Source organism: Pseudomaricurvus sp. ABR4_320, assembly GCF_056159445.1.
The window spans coordinates 676620-695428 of record NZ_JBSWVF010000001.1 but is presented as its reverse complement, the minus strand read 5'-3'; the positions used below and the strand labels follow the sequence as shown (position 1 = coordinate 695428).

At 49.7% G+C, this 18809-nt stretch carries 16 protein-coding genes; 13 read left to right on the top strand and 3 right to left on the bottom strand.

Features of this window, described 5'->3' with window-relative positions; translation table 11 throughout:
* Positions 1-315: 315 nt before the first annotated feature.
* Positions 316-651: a DUF6763 family protein gene (locus tag ACXAFR_RS03035; protein ID WP_475171786.1), complete on the bottom strand. Its 336-nt coding sequence runs from the start codon at positions 649-651 to the stop codon at positions 316-318.
* Between the two features lie 327 nt (positions 652-978).
* On the opposite strand from ACXAFR_RS03035, the gene nagZ reads away from it, so the two are divergent.
* The 3 genes from nagZ to ACXAFR_RS03020 all read left to right on the top strand — a co-directional run bounded on the left by nagZ (position 979) and on the right by ACXAFR_RS03020 (position 3330).
* Positions 979-2010 carry a beta-N-acetylhexosaminidase gene (gene nagZ / locus ACXAFR_RS03030; protein ID WP_475171784.1) on the top strand — a complete coding sequence of 344 codons (1032 nt, stop codon included), beginning with the start codon at positions 979-981 and terminating at the stop codon, positions 2008-2010.
* Positions 2011-2053: 43 nt separating this feature from the next.
* Complete coding sequence (locus tag ACXAFR_RS03025) at positions 2054-2803, top strand: S-methyl-5'-thioinosine phosphorylase (RefSeq protein ID WP_475171781.1); 750 nt, start codon at positions 2054-2056, stop codon at positions 2801-2803.
* Between the two features lie 308 nt (positions 2804-3111).
* The gene (locus ACXAFR_RS03020; RefSeq protein WP_475171778.1) at positions 3112-3330 is read left to right on the top strand and encodes a cold shock domain-containing protein; all 219 of its coding nucleotides are present in this window, start codon (positions 3112-3114) and stop codon (positions 3328-3330) included.
* A 180-nt stretch (positions 3331-3510) separates the two neighbouring features.
* Here ACXAFR_RS03020 and ACXAFR_RS03015 read toward each other — a convergent pair whose 3' ends face one another.
* Both ACXAFR_RS03015 and mfd read right to left on the bottom strand, forming a co-directional pair.
* Positions 3511-4695 carry a CsiV family protein gene (locus ACXAFR_RS03015; protein WP_475171776.1) on the bottom strand — a complete coding sequence of 395 codons (1185 nt, stop codon included), beginning with the start codon at positions 4693-4695 and terminating at the stop codon, positions 3511-3513.
* A 13-nt stretch (positions 4696-4708) separates the two neighbouring features.
* The gene (mfd, locus tag ACXAFR_RS03010; protein ID WP_475171774.1) at positions 4709-8179 is read right to left on the bottom strand and encodes a transcription-repair coupling factor; all 3471 of its coding nucleotides are present in this window, start codon (positions 8177-8179) and stop codon (positions 4709-4711) included.
* Between the two features lie 178 nt (positions 8180-8357).
* Here mfd and ACXAFR_RS03005 point away from each other — a divergent pair, with 178 nt between their 5' ends.
* The 10 genes from ACXAFR_RS03005 (at position 8358) to nqrM (ending at position 18632) form a co-directional block, all read left to right on the top strand.
* Complete coding sequence (locus ACXAFR_RS03005; RefSeq protein WP_475171771.1) at positions 8358-9131, top strand: hypothetical protein; 774 nt, start codon at positions 8358-8360, stop codon at positions 9129-9131.
* 251 nt (positions 9132-9382) lie between these two features.
* Complete coding sequence (locus ACXAFR_RS03000) at positions 9383-10828, top strand: glyceraldehyde-3-phosphate dehydrogenase (RefSeq protein WP_475171770.1); 1446 nt, start codon at positions 9383-9385, stop codon at positions 10826-10828.
* A gap of 662 nt (positions 10829-11490) precedes the next feature.
* On the top strand, positions 11491-12834 hold the full coding sequence (locus ACXAFR_RS02995; RefSeq protein WP_475171768.1) for a Na(+)-translocating NADH-quinone reductase subunit A: 1344 nt from the start codon (positions 11491-11493) through the stop codon (positions 12832-12834).
* A 2-nt stretch (positions 12835-12836) separates the two neighbouring features.
* Positions 12837-14030, top strand: coding sequence for an NADH:ubiquinone reductase (Na(+)-transporting) subunit B (locus ACXAFR_RS02990; RefSeq protein WP_475171766.1), 1194 nt, complete (start codon positions 12837-12839; stop codon positions 14028-14030).
* Positions 14023-14793, top strand: a complete 771-nt coding sequence (locus ACXAFR_RS02985; RefSeq protein ID WP_475171764.1) for a Na(+)-translocating NADH-quinone reductase subunit C — start codon at positions 14023-14025, stop codon at positions 14791-14793. Before ACXAFR_RS02990 ends, ACXAFR_RS02985 begins: the two co-directional genes overlap by 8 nt.
* Before the next feature lie 2 nt (positions 14794-14795).
* Positions 14796-15449, top strand: a complete 654-nt coding sequence (locus ACXAFR_RS02980) for an NADH:ubiquinone reductase (Na(+)-transporting) subunit D (RefSeq protein WP_475171762.1) — start codon at positions 14796-14798, stop codon at positions 15447-15449.
* 3 nt (positions 15450-15452) lie between these two features.
* Positions 15453-16061, top strand: coding sequence for an NADH:ubiquinone reductase (Na(+)-transporting) subunit E (nqrE, locus tag ACXAFR_RS02975; protein WP_475171760.1), 609 nt, complete (start codon positions 15453-15455; stop codon positions 16059-16061).
* A 23-nt stretch (positions 16062-16084) separates the two neighbouring features.
* The gene (gene nqrF / locus ACXAFR_RS02970; protein WP_475171758.1) at positions 16085-17308 is read left to right on the top strand and encodes an NADH:ubiquinone reductase (Na(+)-transporting) subunit F; all 1224 of its coding nucleotides are present in this window, start codon (positions 16085-16087) and stop codon (positions 17306-17308) included.
* The gene (locus ACXAFR_RS02965) at positions 17274-18368 is read left to right on the top strand and encodes an FAD:protein FMN transferase (protein WP_475171756.1); all 1095 of its coding nucleotides are present in this window, start codon (positions 17274-17276) and stop codon (positions 18366-18368) included. The genes nqrF and ACXAFR_RS02965 overlap by 35 nt, the downstream gene beginning before the upstream one ends.
* Before the next feature lie 12 nt (positions 18369-18380).
* Entirely contained in the window at positions 18381-18632 is a 252-nt protein-coding gene (gene nqrM, locus ACXAFR_RS02960) for a (Na+)-NQR maturation NqrM (protein ID WP_475171755.1), read from the top strand.
* The last annotated feature ends 177 nt before the right edge of the window (positions 18633-18809 follow it).

Genomic DNA, 18809 nt, shown 5'->3' with positions numbered 1-18809 from the left:
CGAGCCTGATGTTTCATACAGTATCTGTGATTATATACAGTGGCTGTTCAGGTGCAAGGATTTCTTTGACCGTGTTTTTCTTTTTCTAGTAATGACCTGTGCGGCTGACGAATGATTGGAAGTCGATGGCAACGCTTGAGCTTCTCGGCACTTCAGGTTTTTAAGAAAATAAGAAGGAGTCCAAGAAGGGAGTGACGGGACGCAGGACATGAAACGTCCTGATCATGTTGGAGCGATGTTTTGTTGTGCCTTATCTCGCTGGAGAATCCAATGATCTCCAGGAGGGGCGTTCATCGTTTGTCGGTGGGAAAATCGCTAGAAGTCTTCCGTTCCGGGAAACAGGTCAGGCTCAATCATCGTTAGCGGGTCTGATAGTGCCGCAAAAGACGGGGAGTCATCGGTAGACCAAAAGCCAGCAGTATCTTCAAAAATGCTCGTAGGGCTTTCTGGAGGCACCGTCGTGATAAGGGGCAACTGTGTCCAGCAATCGTCGTCCAGCTCCGATATGTCGCCATTGGCGTATTGAATTTCAATGGTTTCTGTCGTTGGATCGAGGGCGACCACTTCAAACTTCAGGTGAGAGTCAAGATCTTCATACCAATCGCCGATGATTGGGCCTGCTGGCGTCGGGGTTTGTCGTAGTGCTGACATCTTTGGTACCTCGTTATTGTTGTTTCGTATCTCTTGCGAACAAACATACTCTGTGAAGACAGGCAGGAAAAGATCCGATGAATTAGATGCCAGTCAGCTGGTGTGAGATAGCTGTCAAATTGTTGGCTCGAGGAAAAACTAAGTGCTTGATATTCAAGGGTTCGCTTAATTTATTTTCCTGTCGTAAAGTTCCAATCAGTTCTGATGTGGCAGGTGATCATGCAAAATCTGTCTAACGGTGAGTCGTTGAAATAACATGATTTTCAGTGAGCAGCCGATTTTTCTTTGCTCGATAGAACACGAATTCTTTTTATAAGGAGCACAAAAATGGCTTTAGGGCCGCTTATTCTAGATGTTGACGGTACCCGGTTGGATGATGTTGAGAGAGAGCTTTTGCTGAGTCCTGCTGTGGGGGGCGTCATACTGTTTGGGCGCAACGTCGTCGATTACAACCAGGTCGCCGATCTTCTGGCTGAGATTCGTGAGTTGCGGCCAGAACTATTACTTTGTGTGGATCAAGAAGGGGGGCGCGTTCAGCGCTGTCGCCAAGGTTTTACGCGGTTTCCTCCGATGCAGGTCTTCGATGCGGAGTTTACCAAAGATCCCGCTCGTGCAATTTCACAGGCAGAGCAGTGTGGATGGTTGCTTGCTGCAGAAGTCTTGTCGGTGGGTTTCGATTTGAGTTTTACCCCGGTGCTGGATGTCGATGACAATTTTTCGAGTGTTATTGGTGATCGAGCATTTTCGTCAGATCCGCAGCGAGTGACAGAGCTCGCGGGTGCATTTATCAAGGGTGCACACCGTGCCGGCATGGCCGTGACCGGGAAACATTTCCCCGGTCACGGCAGTGTTAGGGAAGACAGTCATTTGGATTTGCCCATCGATACCCGGCCGATGGCCGCGATTGAGTCTCATGATCTGCTGCCGTTCAAAGCGCTCCTCGGTCAGCTTGAAGCGGTAATGCCTGCGCACATTGTTTTTGATGCGTTGGATTCCAGTCATACGGTGGGGTTTTCGAAGCCTTGGTTAAACGATGTATTACGTAAGGACTTAGGCTTTGCTGGGGTCATTGTCAGCGATGATTTAACCATGGAGGGTGCTGCCCGCTATGGAGATTTCGTGCAGCGTGCGGAGTTGGCTCTTAATGCCGGTTGCGATTTGATTCTGGTTTGCAATCATCGCGAAGGTGCGCTGAAGGTTGTTGACGCTTTGGAAATAAATCCTCGAGATGCTTCTGCCAGCATCGAAATGCTAAGGGCCCGTCAGCACTACAGCAAGAAAGAGCTAATTGCTTGCGCAGAATATACCAAGGCTCGCGAAACTGTGGCGGCCCTGTTAGATGCTGATCATGGAAAATAGTTATATACCAAAACATAAATACCTACATTGAGGAGATTGAGAGTTGACCACGGGAATTATTGGTGGGACTGGGTTGCAAAAGTTGTCGGTCGGCTGCGAAGTTGAGCAAATACAAAGTGAAACACCTTTCGGTGAAGTTTCGGCTCCACTTATAACTATGGCGATTCACAATCAGAAAGCCTTTCTGTTATTTCGCCACGGCGTTAATCATCACCTCGCTCCTCACCTTATTAATTATCGCGCTAACATTTCGGCACTCGCTCAGGTCGGAGTCAAAAATATTGTCGCTGTACACGCGGTTGGAAGTCTAAATAAAAGAATGCCACCGAGGGCACTCGTAATTCCCGATCAAATTATTGATTACACGTGGGGAAGAGAGCACAGTTTTTCAGATGGTGTCGAAGGGACGTTGCAGCATATAGATTTCACGGAACCGTTTTCGAAGAGTTTGCGACAAGCTCTTATGCATGCAGCAAAACGGTCTGACGTTGTTGTGATTGAAGGCGGCACTTATGGTTGTGTGCAAGGACCCAGACTGGAAACAGCGGCTGAAATACGGCGTATGGGACAAGATGGTTGCGACTTGGTTGGAATGACGGCGATGCCCGAAGCTTCACTCGCTCGCGAGTTGGGTTTGTCGTATGTCAGTTTGTCGTTGGTCGTCAATTGGGCTGCTGGAATCTCAGAAGCACTGATCGATATGGCGGAAATCAAGCGTGTCGTCGAGCAAGGCAACCTTGATATAAACGCCATTTTTGACGCCTTTTTCCACGATTATTCGAGCATTTCGTAAAATTTTGGCGGTTTGGTGTTTTTTGCTGGACAGCACTGCTTGTTTGACTTAAAAATGACTCTGCGCGGTTGAATTCAAGTTTATTTAAACAAAGTCAAGTTAAATAAATTGACCAGTTAATCTAATTTATTTGAGCAGCCGCGTGTGGATGTGGTGTTGTCCGAATGCCTTTCGGTGTTCAGGAAAATAAAATAATGACGTATTTGTTGTCCTGGTTTGAACGAAGATTTTAAACGTCGTCGTTGAATCGTTGGTCATAAGGTCAGCATCTTAAAATCATATAAAAATAAATTTTGAGGTAAATAGAAATGGCAGCTCGTGAAATCGGAACAGTTAAATGGTTCAACAATGCTCGTGGGTATGGCTTTATCACCCGCGGTGAAACCAGTGAAGATGTCTTCGTCCATTATCGGAACATAACGGGGGATGGGTATCGATCTCTCAGTGAAGGACAATCTGTCGAATTTGATATTCTCGAAGGGGATAAGGGGCTTCAGGCCGAAAACGTCAGCTGTATCACAAACTAGTTCTGAACCGAGACGGCGGCAGGAATTTGATTCCTGCTGCCTGCGGCACATCTCAAAACACCGGTCGGCGCGTTGACGCTGATGACACGCAGTAATTAAAACTTGAGAAGTTTTATGGGCTGTTGCCAAGGAGGCTGTATCGCCCCCGTCTTGAAAACCTTTGTTCGTAAATTCTAATGTCTATTCCAGTGACTCTTCTGGCTCTGTTTTTTCCGGGAGTTCATAGGGTTCACATATCACCAAAATGCCGACCTGAGGATGATCAATGTAATGAAGTTCTCGACTGCGCATACGCCGAGTATCACTGATCTTCACAATGGATTCAGGAATATAAGGGTTAGCGAGAATGGCATCGTAGATATCCCCGCCAGAATAATTTAGTGAATCAGATGGCATCTCTTGATGATTGCCGCTATTGATTTTAAATTCTTCCAGCGCGTCTTCGTTTAATCCTGATGCCGGCGAGTAGGAATGAATGGGGTTGGTTGGAAGCGGAGGCCATTCTGATAAATCCTGTCCGAAATTGTGCGCAAAACGTGTCAGCCACAAATTGGATTGTACGTGAATGTAGCGAGAAACCCTGACTTCCAGCGTGCCTTCCAATTCCCGGTGAGGTCCAAAGGTTTCACCTCCCTGAATAAGGACGGGAGGTTCTCTGTCGTCGGTATCGGGAAAGCGCCAAGCCTCATGAAACAGAACGCGATAGCCGCGGCTGCGTGATAATGTTCTGGCTTCTGCTTCCAATAGGAAATCATTTTTTGTCAGTTTGGTATAGGCTTCGGGCAAGCCCTCATCCTTGGCGACGCCATCGCCATTCTCGTTTTTTTCCAGAGATTCTTCTGTTGTTTGGTCGGTGTTCGGTGCCGGATTCTGTGTTGATGAGCCGCTAGAGGGGTGTGATGATATTTCGCTAGAAGAGTCTGTTGTTGACCCGGTAATTTGTTTGTCATCAGAGAGTTCTGAGTCTTCATTCAGCGCATCAGGAAAAATATCTGTGGCAGGCTCCCAATCGTATTCCGAACCGTCAGCATCTCCTCCAATGCGCCAGTCTGGTCCAGAATCATTCGAATCCGTAGGCGTATAATTCGGTGGCGTAGTGTCGGAAAGTTGTACCCAATTCAGAGGGTATTCCAGAGAGATATCTTTACGCCAGGCCTCAGAGTCAGAGCGAGTACGGTCGTCTTGCGCAAAGATGATGACCTCAACCTGGAACCAGCGTGGCTCTTGTTGTGCCAGTACTGTGGCAGACGTCGACAGCATCATGCTACCACACAGAGAAAGCAGTGCTTTTCGAAGGAGGGGGTTGTTGCTGACAAGATTACAGGCCAGGGCATCCTTCGAACGGGAACGACATAAGAACTTCATGAATTACTATCCTTTAAGCTGCGGTCAGCTGCTTCAATAAATCATCGACCTGACGCAGGCGATGATTGGCAACGTCGTCTGCGGGGGATTCTTGCAGTGAAAATTTCAGTTGGCTGGCGCCTTCCAGTTTGTAGTGTTGTGGTTGTTTTTGTACCAGTTTGACAATGGTAAGAGGGTTGACCGATGTTTGACTATCAAACTCGATTTTGCCGGAGGTTGCGCTGGCTTCGATGCGTTTGATACCCAGAAGTTTGGCTTTCAATTTTAGTGCAGTGACTCGGAACAAGGTTTTGCAAGCTTCTGGTAGAAGTCCAAAACGATCGATCATTTCCACTTGTAAATCACGCAGCTCGTCATCGTTACTGGCACCGGCAATTCGTTTGTACATCATCAACCGAGAATGTACATCGGGCAGATAATCTTCCGGAATCAGCGCAGGGATCCGCAAATTAATTTCGATACCGGAATCCAAGGCCCGTTCAGGTTCAGGTGTTCGCCCCTCGCGGATTGCAGTAACTGCGGCATCAAGCATTTCCATATACAAATTGAAGCCAACCAATTGCATTTGTCCACTCTGTTCTTCTCCGAGGAGTTCTCCGGCACCGCGAATTTCGAGATCATGGGTGGCCAGTGTGAATCCTGCTCCTAGATCCGTCGTCTGGGAAATGGCCTCCAGCCGTTTTAGTGCGTCTCCTGTCATGGATTTTGGCGATGGCGTCAGCAGGTAAGCATAGGCCTGGTGATGGGAGCGTCCGACACGACCGCGCAATTGGTGCAGTTGAGCAAGGCCGAATTTATCGGCTCGATCGATAATAATCGTATTTGCGTTAGGCACGTCGATGCCGGTTTCAATAATGGTGGTACACACAAGTACGTTAAACCGTTTATGGTAAAAGTCCGCCATTACCTTTTCGAGTTGGCGCTCACGCATTTGCCCGTGAGCAATAACGACCCGTGCTTCGGGAACCAATTCCGACAGCTCGCGTGCGCAGCGCTCAATGGTTTTTACTTCGTTGTGCAAATAGTACACCTGACCCCCGCGCATGATTTCGCGCAGAATGGCTTCTTTTTCGATTGAGGGATCATTTTGATAGACGAAGGTTTTTACTGAGAGGCGACGCGCCGGCGGAGTTGCAATAATCGAGAGGTCACGAATGCCCGCCATCGCCATGTTCAGTGTGCGAGGAATTGGTGTTGCGGTTAGCGTAAGAATATCAACTTCAGCGCGCAGGGCTTTTAATTTTTCTTTTTGACGTACACCGAAGCGATGCTCCTCATCGATAATTAACAACCCCAAATCTTTGAATGTCATATCTGACTGCAGCAATTTATGGGTGCCAATAATGATGTCGACTTTACCTTGCGCAAGTTTTTCTTGGACGATCTGAATGTCCTTGTTTGATCGAAATCGTGAGATGACTTCAATATTGACGGGCCATTCGGAAAAACGGTCACGAAAATTTTCGTAGTGTTGTTGCGCCAAAAGCGTTGTTGGCACCAGCACGACAACCTGTCGACCACTGTGGGCGGCAATAAAGGCCGCGCGCATTGCCACTTCGGTTTTTCCAAAACCAACGTCGCCGCAGATGAGTCGATCCATTGGCTGCGGAGCTAACATGTCTTTGTACACAGATTCAATGGCAAGCTGCTGATCAGCGGTTTCTTCAAAGGGAAAGCTACCGGAAAATTTGCGATATGCTTCCAGTGGGTCTTCAAAGGCATGACCTTGACGGGCAGCGCGCCTCGAATAAATGTCGAGTAATTCGGCCGCAGTATCGCGAATCTGCTCTGCGGCTTTTCGCCTGGCTTTTTGCCATTGTTCGCTGCCGAGTTTATGGAGTGGCGCCTGTTGATCCTCTGCACCACTGTAGCGGCTAATGGCGTCGAGTCGATCGACAGGCACATACAGTTTGGCTTTATCCGCATATTCCAGCATGAGAAATTCACTGGCCTGGTCATCGATCGTAATGGTTTCAAGGCCGAGATAGCGACCGACGCCATGATCCATGTGAACAACCGGAGCACCGACTTTTAATTCTGTCAGGCTGCGTACAACCAACTCTGCCGATTCCTGTTGGCGGTCACGTCGTCGTCGCTGTTGTACTCGTTCGCCAATTAACTGGTTTTCGGTAATGAGGGCGAGCTTTTCTCCGGGAAGTATTACGCCTCGATCAATAGGGGCTACAGTAATTCCAAAACGCTCCTGACCGGAGAGGAAATTCGCCCAGTGGGTTTCTACCGGTGATATTTTTACCTGTTGTAGCATCTCGAGAAGGGCTTCTTTGCGACCGGTGGATTCTGCGCAAAAGAGGAGGCGGTGATCATTGGCCGCCAGAAAAGCTTCCAGTCTTTGAAAGGGGCGATCCTGGCCTGAGGCGATGGCGAGGTCAGGCAGGGCTTCAGTGGCGAAATTATAGGCGCCGGCCTTGTCACTGATGGTTTCTCCGCCAAGCTGGATTTGTTGTCCTGACTTCAATTGCTGGAACGCCTCATCAACCGTCAGGAAAATTTCTCCTGGAGGAAGAATGGGGCGCTGTACATCGCCTCGTAAGCTCTCGTAACGGTCGCGAATATCGCGACTAAAATGTTCCGCTGCTTCGTGGGTTCGCTCGTGAACCAGCAAAAGCGCTGAATTTGGCAGATAATCGAAAAGCGTGCTGCAGTGATCGAAAAAAAGCGGCAAATAGTATTCGATACCGGAAGGACTGATACCCGCTGCAATATCCTGATAAATGGAACACATACGATGATCGACATCAAAGCGATCGTGCCATTGTTGTCGAAACAGGCTGATACCTTTTTCGTCCAAAGGAAATTCCTTGGCAGGCAGCATTTGGATGCTATCGACTTTGTTGACAGAAAGCTGTGTTTCTGGATCGAAGCTGCGTAGGGTTTCGATTTCATCATCGAATAAGTCAACTCGGAAGGGTACTTTGCTGCCCATTGGGAAAATATCCACGATGGATCCACGAACAGCAAATTCGCCGTGTTCATAAACGGTATCGACGCACAGGTAGCCGCTTTTTTCGAGTTTCTTGCGAAACGGATCAATATCGAGAATTTGTCCCACCTCGACCATCAAGCTGTTGGCATCGAGAAATTCAACGGGCGGCAGCCTGTGCATCAATGTGGAAATAGGGATAATCAAGATGCCTTGCTGGGTACCAGACAAACGATACAGGGTCCGCAGGCGTTCGGAGATGATGTCCTGATGGGGGGAGAAGCTGTCATAGGGGAGAGTCTCCCAATCGGGCAGATGCAGTATCTCTATTTTTTGCGATCTCCCACCGTTGAAAAACGCCAATTCGCTTTCCAGTATCCTGGCGGTTTCCGTATCTGGTGTAATGACAACGGTGAGTTGTTTTTCATTGCAGGCGAGCGAATGCACCGCCAATGCAAGGCTGCTGCCGATGAGGTGCCCCCATGAGGGCGTTTGGTTGGAGGCCGAGCGAATAGGAGGTGAGAGAGGGCTGGTGTCTAGCATGTGATATCTGTCGTTTCTACCCGGTACAATAAAACGCTGGGCCATATACACCGGGCAATGTCATGGCGTTCCAATAGAAGCGAGTTGCTGTCGCTGAGTCCTTGCGCGCAGCGGCCTCACGTTGGCATAGTGTTTGGTTCTAGTCTATATACGCTAGCAGGGATGAAAAATTTTGATCATGGAGAAGCTAGTCGTTAACCTCGATCGCCGGAGCGGTCAAAGTGTCAGTATGTGGTTGTTCAATTCGCTATATAGTACCAGTATTCGCGCCTGTCTGGCTTTTGTCCTTACGCTCTGTTTTTGCGTTGGTGGTTGCACTACGTCTTCAAAGACGGCGATCAGTGTCAAAGGGCTTGCCAAGAGTGATGTGGATCTTGTGGCTGATTTGCATCGCCGTTCCACCTGGTTATTACTGCGCGACCTTCATATTAAGCTCTACCGACGTAACCCGGCAGAGTTAAAGAAAACACCCGGGGCGACCATTTCCTCCCGCTGGCAGATGCTGACCCGTGACGTCAGTCGTCCCTTAACGTTTCGAGAATTGGATAATGCCAGCGGCATTTACGCGATGCGTCTGGCATTCAATGAAAATTATCAAGGAGATCGGGTCTTTGCCATCATGGCGGGATTGACCGATATGCTCAATGAAGCCTACGGCTACAAAAATGAGTTTTTTATCATCGACTCCGTCAATGACCGAAAGCTGACGGCGAGCGCGCGGAATATTGAAACACTGGTGTGGATGCTGCGCAGCAAGCGGGACAGCCATGGCCGCCCATTGGTATTGGCCGATACGCTATCAGATACTCAGATTAACCTCAGTTTTGAACGACTGTTCGGTAAGCTGATTGCCCATCAAGACATGTTGGCTTCGATTGCTGCGGGGAAGTCCCAGCGTGCCATAAACAGTGTCGCCCAGAGTCTGGTAAGCATGACATTTATGCCTTTGTAGAGGCGTTGCCAATCCAAAGTTTGAGCGAAAATGCTCGCAAAAGCTGCAAAATTGTGAACTATTTCATTGAAAAGCGTCAAAGAGCACGCTCTGTGACGCATGCCTCTGCTTCTTTAGTCTAGATTGGTTGCAGCTGCGTCACCTAACACCGATAATGAGCGCCCACAAAATTCGCCTGAGCCCCAGCGGAATGGGGGCTTATGAATTTTGTGCTCCCCCAAATGAATGATTAAAAGTTAAGGTGACTCGACGTGAATCGACCCAAGCCGGACGACTATTTTAAAGATTGGAAACAGCGTGAAGCGCTGGCAGAAGCCATGATTCCAATCATTGGAAAGCTCAATCGCGAACGCAACGTCAACGTTTATATGTATGGCCGTAACCTGGTCAACCGCTCTGTGATCGACTTAATGAAAGCCCACCGCAGAGTGCGGCAGGTCGAAGAGAATGAGCTGTCCGAATTTGAGACTTTCCCAATCTTAGAGGCAATGGCCGCTTTGAATTTGGGACCGGCTCACGTTGATTTGGGCAAGATGGCCGTTAAATTTATGAAAGACGGTGGCGGCAATGTCACGGATTTCGTCAAATCTGAGCTGGGCGATGCTGTCGATAGCAGTGCCAAGCCGCTTCCTGAGCCGCAGGATGTCGTGCTCTACGGATTTGGTCGTATCGGTCGACTGGTTGCTCGCTTGTTGGTAGAGAAGGCGGGTAGTGGAGATGTTTTGCGTTTGCGCGCCATCGTTGTTCGTAAAGGTAAGGCGGAAGACGATCTGGTTAAGCGCGCCAGCCTGTTGCGTCGCGACTCTGTTCACGGTTCCTTCCGTGGCACGATCCGTGTTGATGAAGACACCAGCACCCTGGTAATCAATGGCAACGAAGTCAAAGTGATTTACGCGGGATCGCCTGAAGAAGTTGACTACACCCAGTATGGAATTTCCAACGCGGTTGTTGTTGATAACACAGGTGTATGGCGCGATGAGAAAGGTCTTGGCCAGCACCTTAAGTGTCCTGGTGTCAGCAAGGTTATCTTAACCGCACCAGGTAAGGGTGAAATCAAGAACATCGTTTATGGCATCAATCACAGCGATATTTCCGCTGAAGATACCATTCTGTCAGCCGCATCCTGTACGACCAATGCGATTACGCCAGTACTGAAAGCGGTTATGGATGAATATGGCATCAAGCACGGCCATGTTGAAACGGTTCACTCGTATACCAACGACCAGAATTTAATCGACAACTACCACAAAGGTGAGCGCCGCGGCCGTAGCGCAGCACTGAACATGGTTATTACTGAAACTGGGGCTGCGAAAGCGGTATCCAAGGCGTTGCCAGAGTTGAAAGGAAAGTTGACGGGTAATGCGATTCGTGTTCCGACGCCAAACGTTTCCATGGCGATCCTTAACCTGCAACTCGACAAAGAAACGACTGCGGATGCATTGAACAGCTATATGCGCGAAACAGCACTATATTCGCCTCTCCAGCAGCAGATCGATTACACCAATTCGCCTGAAGTTGTGTCTACCGATTTTGTTGGGTCTCGCCATGCCTGTGTCTATGACAGCAAGGCAACCATTGTCGATGGAAATAACGCCATCATATACTGCTGGTACGACAACGAGTTCGGTTACAGCTGTCAGGTTGTACGATGCTTGGAGCAAATGGCTGGCGTTAGCTATCCTCTGTTTCCGAAATAAATTGTCCGACTTGATGTCAGTGCGGTAATCGCACTGTTCTCTACGGGTGCCAGGCTGTTATCAAATCATAACGTTTGGCGCCCGTTTCTTTTTTTGCATTTCCTATTTTCTTATCGTTCATTTTTTCTCGGTTGTTTGGCGTTTCGTTGGTTGAGTGTTTGCCTATTACCGGCGGCAATTTGATGTCTGTGGAAAGTTTGTTTAATTAGTAGTCAAATTGTCGAAATGCTGACGAGGTCACAGCTAAGGCCTTGACAGTTTGGTGGTTTTTTCCTTTCCAGGCAGCAAAATTACCAGTTATGGCTGGTAAGAATTAAAACCCCTCTTTATAATTGCGCCGATTCAAGATTTGCGATTCAGCTTCCATGCTTCAGGGGTAGCCGACCCCAGAGGCTACCGGAATCTGAATCTGTCTGTCCCTGCAATACCCAAAAGTCTAAAGTAAAGTTATGGGCACTTGGCTTGGAAGAGGTAAAGCGACTGCCAGCCGCAGGTCGCCAATTATCAGGGAATCCCTTCAGTAGGGTTGATCATATCTCTTTCACTTCAGCGCGAGCAGCAGCGAGTGCCCCAGGGAAGTCGGCCGGATTCTGGCTGCGATTTGTCGGATGCGACAGTCGAGCCATACTCTTTTAACAATTCGAGTGATTAGGCATAGACGTATGATTGAAATTCGTCGGGGGCTGGATTTGCCCATTTCCGGAAGTCCCGAACAGGTTATCTACGACGGTCCCAGGCTCCGTTCCGTAGCTGTTCTGGGGAATGATTACCACGGTATGAAGCCAACTATGGCTGTCAAAGAAGGCGACCGTGTCAAGCTTGGTCAGATTCTCTTCTCTGACAAGAAAACCGAAGGTGTGGTCTACACAGCTCCGGCATCGGGGGTGGTTTCTGCCATCAACCGAGGCGCTAAACGGGTGCTGCAGTCGGTCGTCATTGATGTAGAAGGTGACGATGCTGTGCAATTTGCCAGCTACACGGCTGACCAACTCGGCTCTGTGAGCCGCGAGCAAGTTCAAGAAAACCTGGTGAATTCCGGTTTGTGGACTGCGCTTAGAACCCGCCCCTACAGCAAGGTGCCGCAGCCTGGTACCGTTCCCAATTCCATCTTCGTCACGGCCATGGATACCAATCCTCTCGCCGCCGATCCCGCGCTGATTATTCGCAGCCGACGAGATGATTTTATTCACGGCCTGCAATTGCTGTCCAAGTTAACGGACGGCAAGGTGTTTGTCTGCAAAGCCAAAGACTCTGATGTTCAAGTCGGAAACAGCGCACAGGTAACCTCGGAAGAGTTTGGTGGCGTGCATCCTGCTGGCAATGCGGGCACGCATATCCACTATTTGGATCCGGTCAGTGTAACCAAGACGGTTTGGACTGTCGGTTATCAAGATGTCATCGCTATCGGTCAGCTGTTCGCCACAGGCCGATTGCCAACCGAACGTGTCGTCTCTTTAGCTGGACCTCAGGTGGAGCAGCCTCGCTTGGTGAGAACCAGTGTCGGCGCTTGCATTGATGAGTTAGTTGCTGGCCAGCTGAAAGCGGGTGAGAATCGAGTCATATCGGGATCCGTTTTCGGTGGTCGTACAGCATACGGACCCTATGCCTTTTTGGGCCGTTACCACAATCAAATCACGGTTTTGCTCGAGGGTCGCGATCGTCCTTTCATGCATTACCTTCGCGCTGGTTTTGATTATTTCTCCAGCTTGAGCATTTATGCCTCCAGTTTGATCAAGTCAAAGACATTTGAGTTTACGACAACGACCAACGGCAGTGAGCGGGCGATGGTGCCCATTGGCGCGTATGAACGCATTATGCCGCTGGATATCCTGCCAACTCAGCTGCTGCGCTCTCTCATCGTCGGTGACACCGATATGGCGCAGAAGCTTGGTTGCCTGGAGCTGGATGAAGAAGATTTAGCCCTCTGTACCTTTGTTTGTCCGGGTAAATATGAGTATGGGCCGATTCTCAGAAACAATCTCACCCGGATCGAGAAGGAGGGTTAAGCGTGGCGCTAAGAAAGTTTCTCGATAATATCGAGCCGCATTTTCACAAGGGTGGAAAACTTGAGAGCTGGTATGCTCTGTACGAAGCGATAGATACAGGTTTATTTCGTCCTAAGGATGTCACCAAAACAACCGCTCATGTGCGTGATGGTATCGACCTCAAGCGCATCATGATCACGGTCTGGGTGTGCACGTTTCCTGTCATGTTTTACGGCATGTACAACGTTGGCTGGCAGGCCAATACGATCATGGCCGATATGGGATTGACGGAAATCGGTAACTGGCGTGATTTGTTCATCGGCAGTTTCGACGCCAACAGTTGGCTCAACTGCCTCTGGCACGGAGCTTTGTATTTCCTCCCAATTTATGCCACGACGTTTATTGTCGGCGGCTTCTGGGAAGTCCTCTTTGCGATGAAGCGCGGACACGAAGTGAACGAAGGCTTCTTTGTAACATCGGTGCTTTTCGCGTTAATCACTCCGCCGGATGTTCCTCTGTGGCAGGTCGCCCTGGGTATTTCCTTCGGTGTCGTTATCGCCAAGGAAGTCTTTGGTGGAACGGGTAAAAACTTCCTCAACCCGGCGCTTGCTGGACGTGCCTTCATGTTCTTCGCATACCCGGCTGAAATGTCTGGTGACGCCGTATGGACGACCGTTGACGGCTACACAGGTGCGACCGCTCTGTCGATTGCCTCTACAGACGGTATGACCGGACTGCAAGGGCAGCTGTCGTGGGCTGATGCCTTCTTAGGTCACATGCAGGGCTGTATCGGTGAGACCTCTACGCTGCTGATTCTTCTGGCCGGGGTTGTATTGGTCGCCATGAAGATCGCTTCATTGCGCATCATCCTGGGTGTCTTTGCTGGCATGTTTGCAACATCACTGTTGTTCAACTTAGTTGGTGACCCTGCGTCTAACCCAATGATGGCTATGCCTTGGTATTGGCACTTGGTTATCGGTGGTTTTGCTTTTGGTATGGTCTTTATGGCGACTGATCCTGTGTCTGCCTCTATGACCAATGCGGGTAAGTGGTGGTTTGGCGGTTTGATTGGTGTCATGGTGGTGCTGATTCGCGTCGTCAATCCGGCCTTCCCAGAAGGCATGATGTTGGCGATTCTTTTTGCGAACTTGTTCGCACCACTCATCGACCATGTCGTCGTCCAGGCAAACGTAAAGCGGAGGTTGGCACGTGGCTAAGAACGATTCCATTTCCAAAACAATCGGCGTCGCTCTGGCGCTGTGTATTGTCTGCTCGATCGTAGTGTCTACCGCTGCGGTAATGCTTAAGCCTCAGCAGCAGGCCAATAAAGAGGTCGACTTGCACCGCAACATTCTTGCGGCAGCAGGTATGCTCGACCCCTCTAAGTCTGTTGAAGAGCAGTTTTCTCAAGTGACGCCAAAGTTGGTCGATCTTTCAACAGGTGAGTACACCGAAGTTCCAGAGGGTGTCGACGGTTACGATCAACGCTCGGTATCCAAAGATCCGGATAGAACCATTGAGCTCTCTGATGATCAGGACATCGCCAAGATTGGTCGTCGAGTCAATGTGGCAAAAGTCTACGTTGTCGAAGGTGACAATGGTGATCTTGAAAAGCTGATTTTGCCGGTCAAAGGTTATGGCCTATGGTCGACGCTGTATGGCTTCCTGGCGCTGGACTCTGATTTAAACACTGTCAGTGGTCTCGGCTTCTACGAACACGGTGAAACTCCTGGTCTTGGTGGTGAAGTGGATAACCCCAAGTGGAAAGGCCTTTGGGCTGGCAAGCACGTTTATGATGAGGAAGGTGATGTCGGCCTGGTCGTCATTAAAGGCGCAGCGCCCAGAGATTCGGAATATGAGATCGACGGACTTTCCGGTGCGACTCTGACCAGCCGTGGTGTGAATAACCTGATTAAGTTCTGGATGGGCGATGAGGGTTATGCCAAGTTTATCGAGAACCTTAAGAACGGGGAGGCATGAACATGAAGACAAAAGAGTTATTGTTCAAACCGGTTTTTGACAACAACCCGATTGCTCTGCAAATTTTGGGTATTTGTTCAGCGCTGGCTGTGACCAGCTCACTGAAAGTCACCGTGGTTATGTGTATCGCACTGACCCTGGTAACGGCATTCTCTAACCTCTTTGTGTCGCTGGTGCGTAAACACGCGCCAGGCAGTATTCGAATCATCATTCAGATGACGATTATTGCCTCACTGGTTATTCTCGTGGATCAGGTGTTGAAGGCTGTTGCTTATGATATCAGTAAGCAGTTGTCGGTCTTCGTTGGTCTTATTATCACCAACTGTATCGTGATGGGCCGTGCTGAAGCCTACGCAATGAAAAACCCGCCAATCCCAAGTTTCCTGGATGGCATTGGCAATGGTTTGGGTTACAGCGCGTTACTGTTGGCGTTGGGCTTTATTCGTGAGCTCTTTGGATCCGGAAAGCTTTTCGGTATCGAGATACTTCCCTTGGCGACAGATGGTGGTTGGTATGTTTCCAACGGTATGTTGCTGCTGCCTCCGAGTGCGTTCTTCTTGATCGGTCTGATCATCTGGGGCCTCCGCTCTTGGAAAACCGCCCAGGTGGAAGAGCCTGAATTCAAGATTTGCCCGAATACAACGAAGGAGGCATAAGTCGTGGAACATTTTCTAGGACTTTTTGTCCGCTCAATATTTATCGATAACATGGCCTTGGCGTTCTTCCTTGGCATGTGTACGTTCCTGGCGATCTCCAAGAAAGTCGACGCGGCTATTGGATTGGGCATCGCGGTTGTGGTGGTTCTCGGCATCACCGTGCCAGTCAATAACCTGTTGCTGACCTATCTGTTGGCAGACGGTGCTCTCGCTTGGGCGGGGTTACCGAATGTCGATCTGAGCTTCTTAGGGCTGATTACCTACATCGGTGTTATCGCGGCAATCGTGCAGATTATGGAAATGGTGTTGGACAAATACGTCCCCGCACTTTACAACGCCCTGGGCGTGTTCCTACCTCTGATCACCGTGAACTGCGCCATCATGGGTGCATCGTTATTCATGGTTGAGCGCGACTACAACTTTGCTGAATCTGCCGTCTTTGGTATCGGTTCTGGTGTCGGTTGGGCGCTGGCCATTACTGCACTTGCGGGTATCCGCGAAAAGATGAAGTACAGCGACGTACCTGCCGGCCTGCGTGGTCTGGGTATTACCTTTATTACTGTCGGTCTGATGTCGTTGGGCTTTATGTCCTTCGGCGGTATCGATATCTGAGTCAGAGGAGACAGGCGTAGATTATGGATATGACTATTATCGTCGGTGTCGCCATGTTCACCGGCATCGTATTGGCTCTGGTGGTGATCATTCTTGCCGCCAGGGCAAAATTGGTCAGCAGTGGTGATGTCAACATTCTCATCAATGGTGAGAAGACATTAACGGTTCCTGCTGGTGGCAAGCTTTTACAAACCCTTTCCGAAGGCGGTTTATTTCTGCCTTCCGCGTGCGGCGGCGGCGGCAGCTGTGCCCAGTGCAAGTGCATTGTCGAATCCGGTGGCGGCTCTATGTTGCCAACGGAAGAATCGCACTTCACTAAGCGCGATGCCAACGAGGGCTGGCGTTTGTCCTGTCAGGTACCCGTTAAGCAGGATATGGAAATTGAAGTCCCTGAAGACGTATTCGGCGTCAAGCAGTGGGAGTGTGAGGTAGTTTCCAACCCCAATATGGCAACCTTTATTAAAGAGTTGACCTTGAAACTTCCAGAAGGGGAAAACGTAGATTTCCGTGCGGGTGGTTACGTACAGTTGGAAGCACCTGTGCACCACGTTAAATACAAAGACTTCTCAGTCGAAGAGGAGTATCGGGGTGATTGGGAAAGGTTTGGATTTTTTGATCTCGAATCCAAAGTGAATGAGCCCATCATTCGCGCCTATTCCATGGCGAACTATCCCGAAGAGAAAGGTATCGTTAAGTTCAATATTCGTATTGCGACGCCACCTCCGGGTTCCAAAGGAATACCGCCCGGCCAGATGTCCTCCTATGTGTTCAGCCTGAAGCCAGGCGATAAAATTACGGTATATGGACCTTTTGGTGAGTTCTTCGCGAAAGATACCGATAACGAGATGGTGTTCATTGGTGGTGGTGCAGGTATGGCGCCAATGCGTTCTCATATCTTCGATCAGCTGAAAAGACTCAAGTCCAATCGCAAAATGTCGTTCTGGTACGGTGCTCGGTCGTTGCGCGAGCTTTTCTACCAAGATGAATACGACATGCTGGCCTCAGAGAATGAAAACTTCTCATGGCACGTGGCTATGTCTGATCCTCAGCCAGAGGATAACTGGACGGGCTTAACAGGCTTTATTCACAATGTGCTCTATGAGAATTATCTGAAGGATCATCCCGCGCCAGAGGATTGTGAGTACTACATGTGTGGGCCGCCAATGATGAACGCGGCAGTCATCAAGATGCTCAAAGACCTGGGTGTTGAAGATGAGAATATCCTGCTGGATGACTTCGGTGGTTAAGCGAAGTCGCAGGATGTACCAGCAAAGGCCAGCTACGCTGGCCTTTGTTGTATTGGTTTTGTTGATTCTTGGGGCATGTGCGCCGAAATCCGAGCGCCAAACCACCAAGTTGACCGGCGCGACCATGGGCACGCAGTATCATATCTCCGTTGTTTCCAATGAGAGCATCGATGGTACGGCGTTGCAGTCTTCAGTTGACGATTTGCTGGTACGAATCAATCAAGCGATGTCTACCTATATCCCTGATTCCGAGATTAACCAATTGAACGACGATGCAACGGGTGAGTGGATACCTGTATCCGATGAATTGTTCGAGGTGCTTTCGGTAAGTCAACAGGTGAGTGAATTGACCGGCGGAGCTTTCGACATTACCGTCCGCCCTTTGATCGACCTGTGGGGCTTTGGTCCGGTTGATACACACGATCAGGTTCCAAATGATGAGGCGATCGCTGCTGCACGTCAGGAAATCGGGTGGCAATCTCTGGAATTGAACGCTGAGCGTCAGGAGCTGCGTATGAAACAGCGATTGACGCTGGATTTAAGCGCTGTGGCGAAAGGATATGCCGTCGATAAAGTGGCGGAGTTGGTTGAGTCTGCAGGTTTTGATCATTACTTGGTGGAAATCGGTGGCGAGCTGCGCTTGGCGGGACACAACGCCAAGGATCTTCCCTGGCGCATCGCAGTAGAGCGGCCGGATTCGGGGCTGCAAAACGGTGTATTTGAAGCGCTGTCGTTGACCGATGCGGCAATTGCGACTTCGGGTGACTATCGAAATTTTTTCGAAAAGGACGGCGTACGCTACAGTCATACTATAGATCCCACGACGGGCTATCCGATTCGCCATCATTTGGCATCGGTTACGGTCATCACCGACAAATGCGGTTTTGCGGATGCGCTCGCTACTGGGTTTAATGTACTAGGTGCTGAGCGTTCGCTGGAGTTGGCGGAAGAGCATGGTGTCGCAGCCTTATTTATCGTCAAGGAAGCGGACGGTTTTCGAGAGTTGACCTCCCAGACGTTTGCTCCTTATTTATCGGGTCAAAGCCCGAGTATTCATTGACGAGAGGTTTTTATGACCGAGTTGTTTCTAACAATCCTGGTGCTGTCGATTCTGATAGCCGGTATGGCGATTGGCGTCATTATGGGACGGCGCCCTTTACAAGGGTCTTGTGGTGGCGTCGGCAAGGCGCTGGGCGAAGAGGACTATGTCTGTGATATCTGTGGCGGAGATCCTGACAAATGTGAGTCTTCAACAGATGACGTAGCGGGAAATTCCCGTCAGCAGGCAAAGGATCTTGCCTATGAGTTGTCCGAAAAACGTTGATTCTAATAACGGCAACATGATTTGCCGGGACACAGAGGTGCAAGGATGTGCCGTCGCCGCCTGAGGCGAGCGGGAAACCTTCAAAGCAGGTCATCGACTCTGGTTTGGAGGGCTTTAGTTGATAGGGTATGTGGCGACCTGTCGACTGACCAAAGCCGATAGATCGGCTTTAGGTAA

Bases quoted from the DNA above. Each gene is read 5' to 3' on its own strand.
- ACXAFR_RS03035 (WP_475171786.1), bottom strand. From the start codon at position 651: ATGTCAGCACTACGACAAACCCCGACGCCAGCAGGCCCAATCATCGGC.
- nagZ (WP_475171784.1), top strand. From the start codon at position 979: ATGGCTTTAGGGCCGCTTATTCTAGATGTTGACGGTACCCGGTTGGAT.
- ACXAFR_RS03020 (WP_475171778.1), top strand. From the start codon at position 3,112: ATGGCAGCTCGTGAAATCGGAACAGTTAAATGGTTCAACAATGCTCGT.
- ACXAFR_RS03015 (WP_475171776.1), bottom strand. From the start codon at position 4,695: ATGAAGTTCTTATGTCGTTCCCGTTCGAAGGATGCCCTGGCCTGTAAT.
- mfd (WP_475171774.1), bottom strand. From the start codon at position 8,179: ATGCTAGACACCAGCCCTCTCTCACCTCCTATTCGCTCGGCCTCCAAC.
- ACXAFR_RS03005 (WP_475171771.1), top strand. From the start codon at position 8,358: ATGGAGAAGCTAGTCGTTAACCTCGATCGCCGGAGCGGTCAAAGTGTC.
- ACXAFR_RS02995 (WP_475171768.1), top strand. From the start codon at position 11,491: ATGATTGAAATTCGTCGGGGGCTGGATTTGCCCATTTCCGGAAGTCCC.
- ACXAFR_RS02980 (WP_475171762.1), top strand. From the start codon at position 14,796: ATGAAGACAAAAGAGTTATTGTTCAAACCGGTTTTTGACAACAACCCG.
- nqrF (WP_475171758.1), top strand. From the start codon at position 16,085: ATGGATATGACTATTATCGTCGGTGTCGCCATGTTCACCGGCATCGTA.
- ACXAFR_RS02965 (WP_475171756.1), top strand. From the start codon at position 17,274: ATGAGAATATCCTGCTGGATGACTTCGGTGGTTAAGCGAAGTCGCAGG.
- nqrM (WP_475171755.1), top strand. From the start codon at position 18,381: ATGACCGAGTTGTTTCTAACAATCCTGGTGCTGTCGATTCTGATAGCC.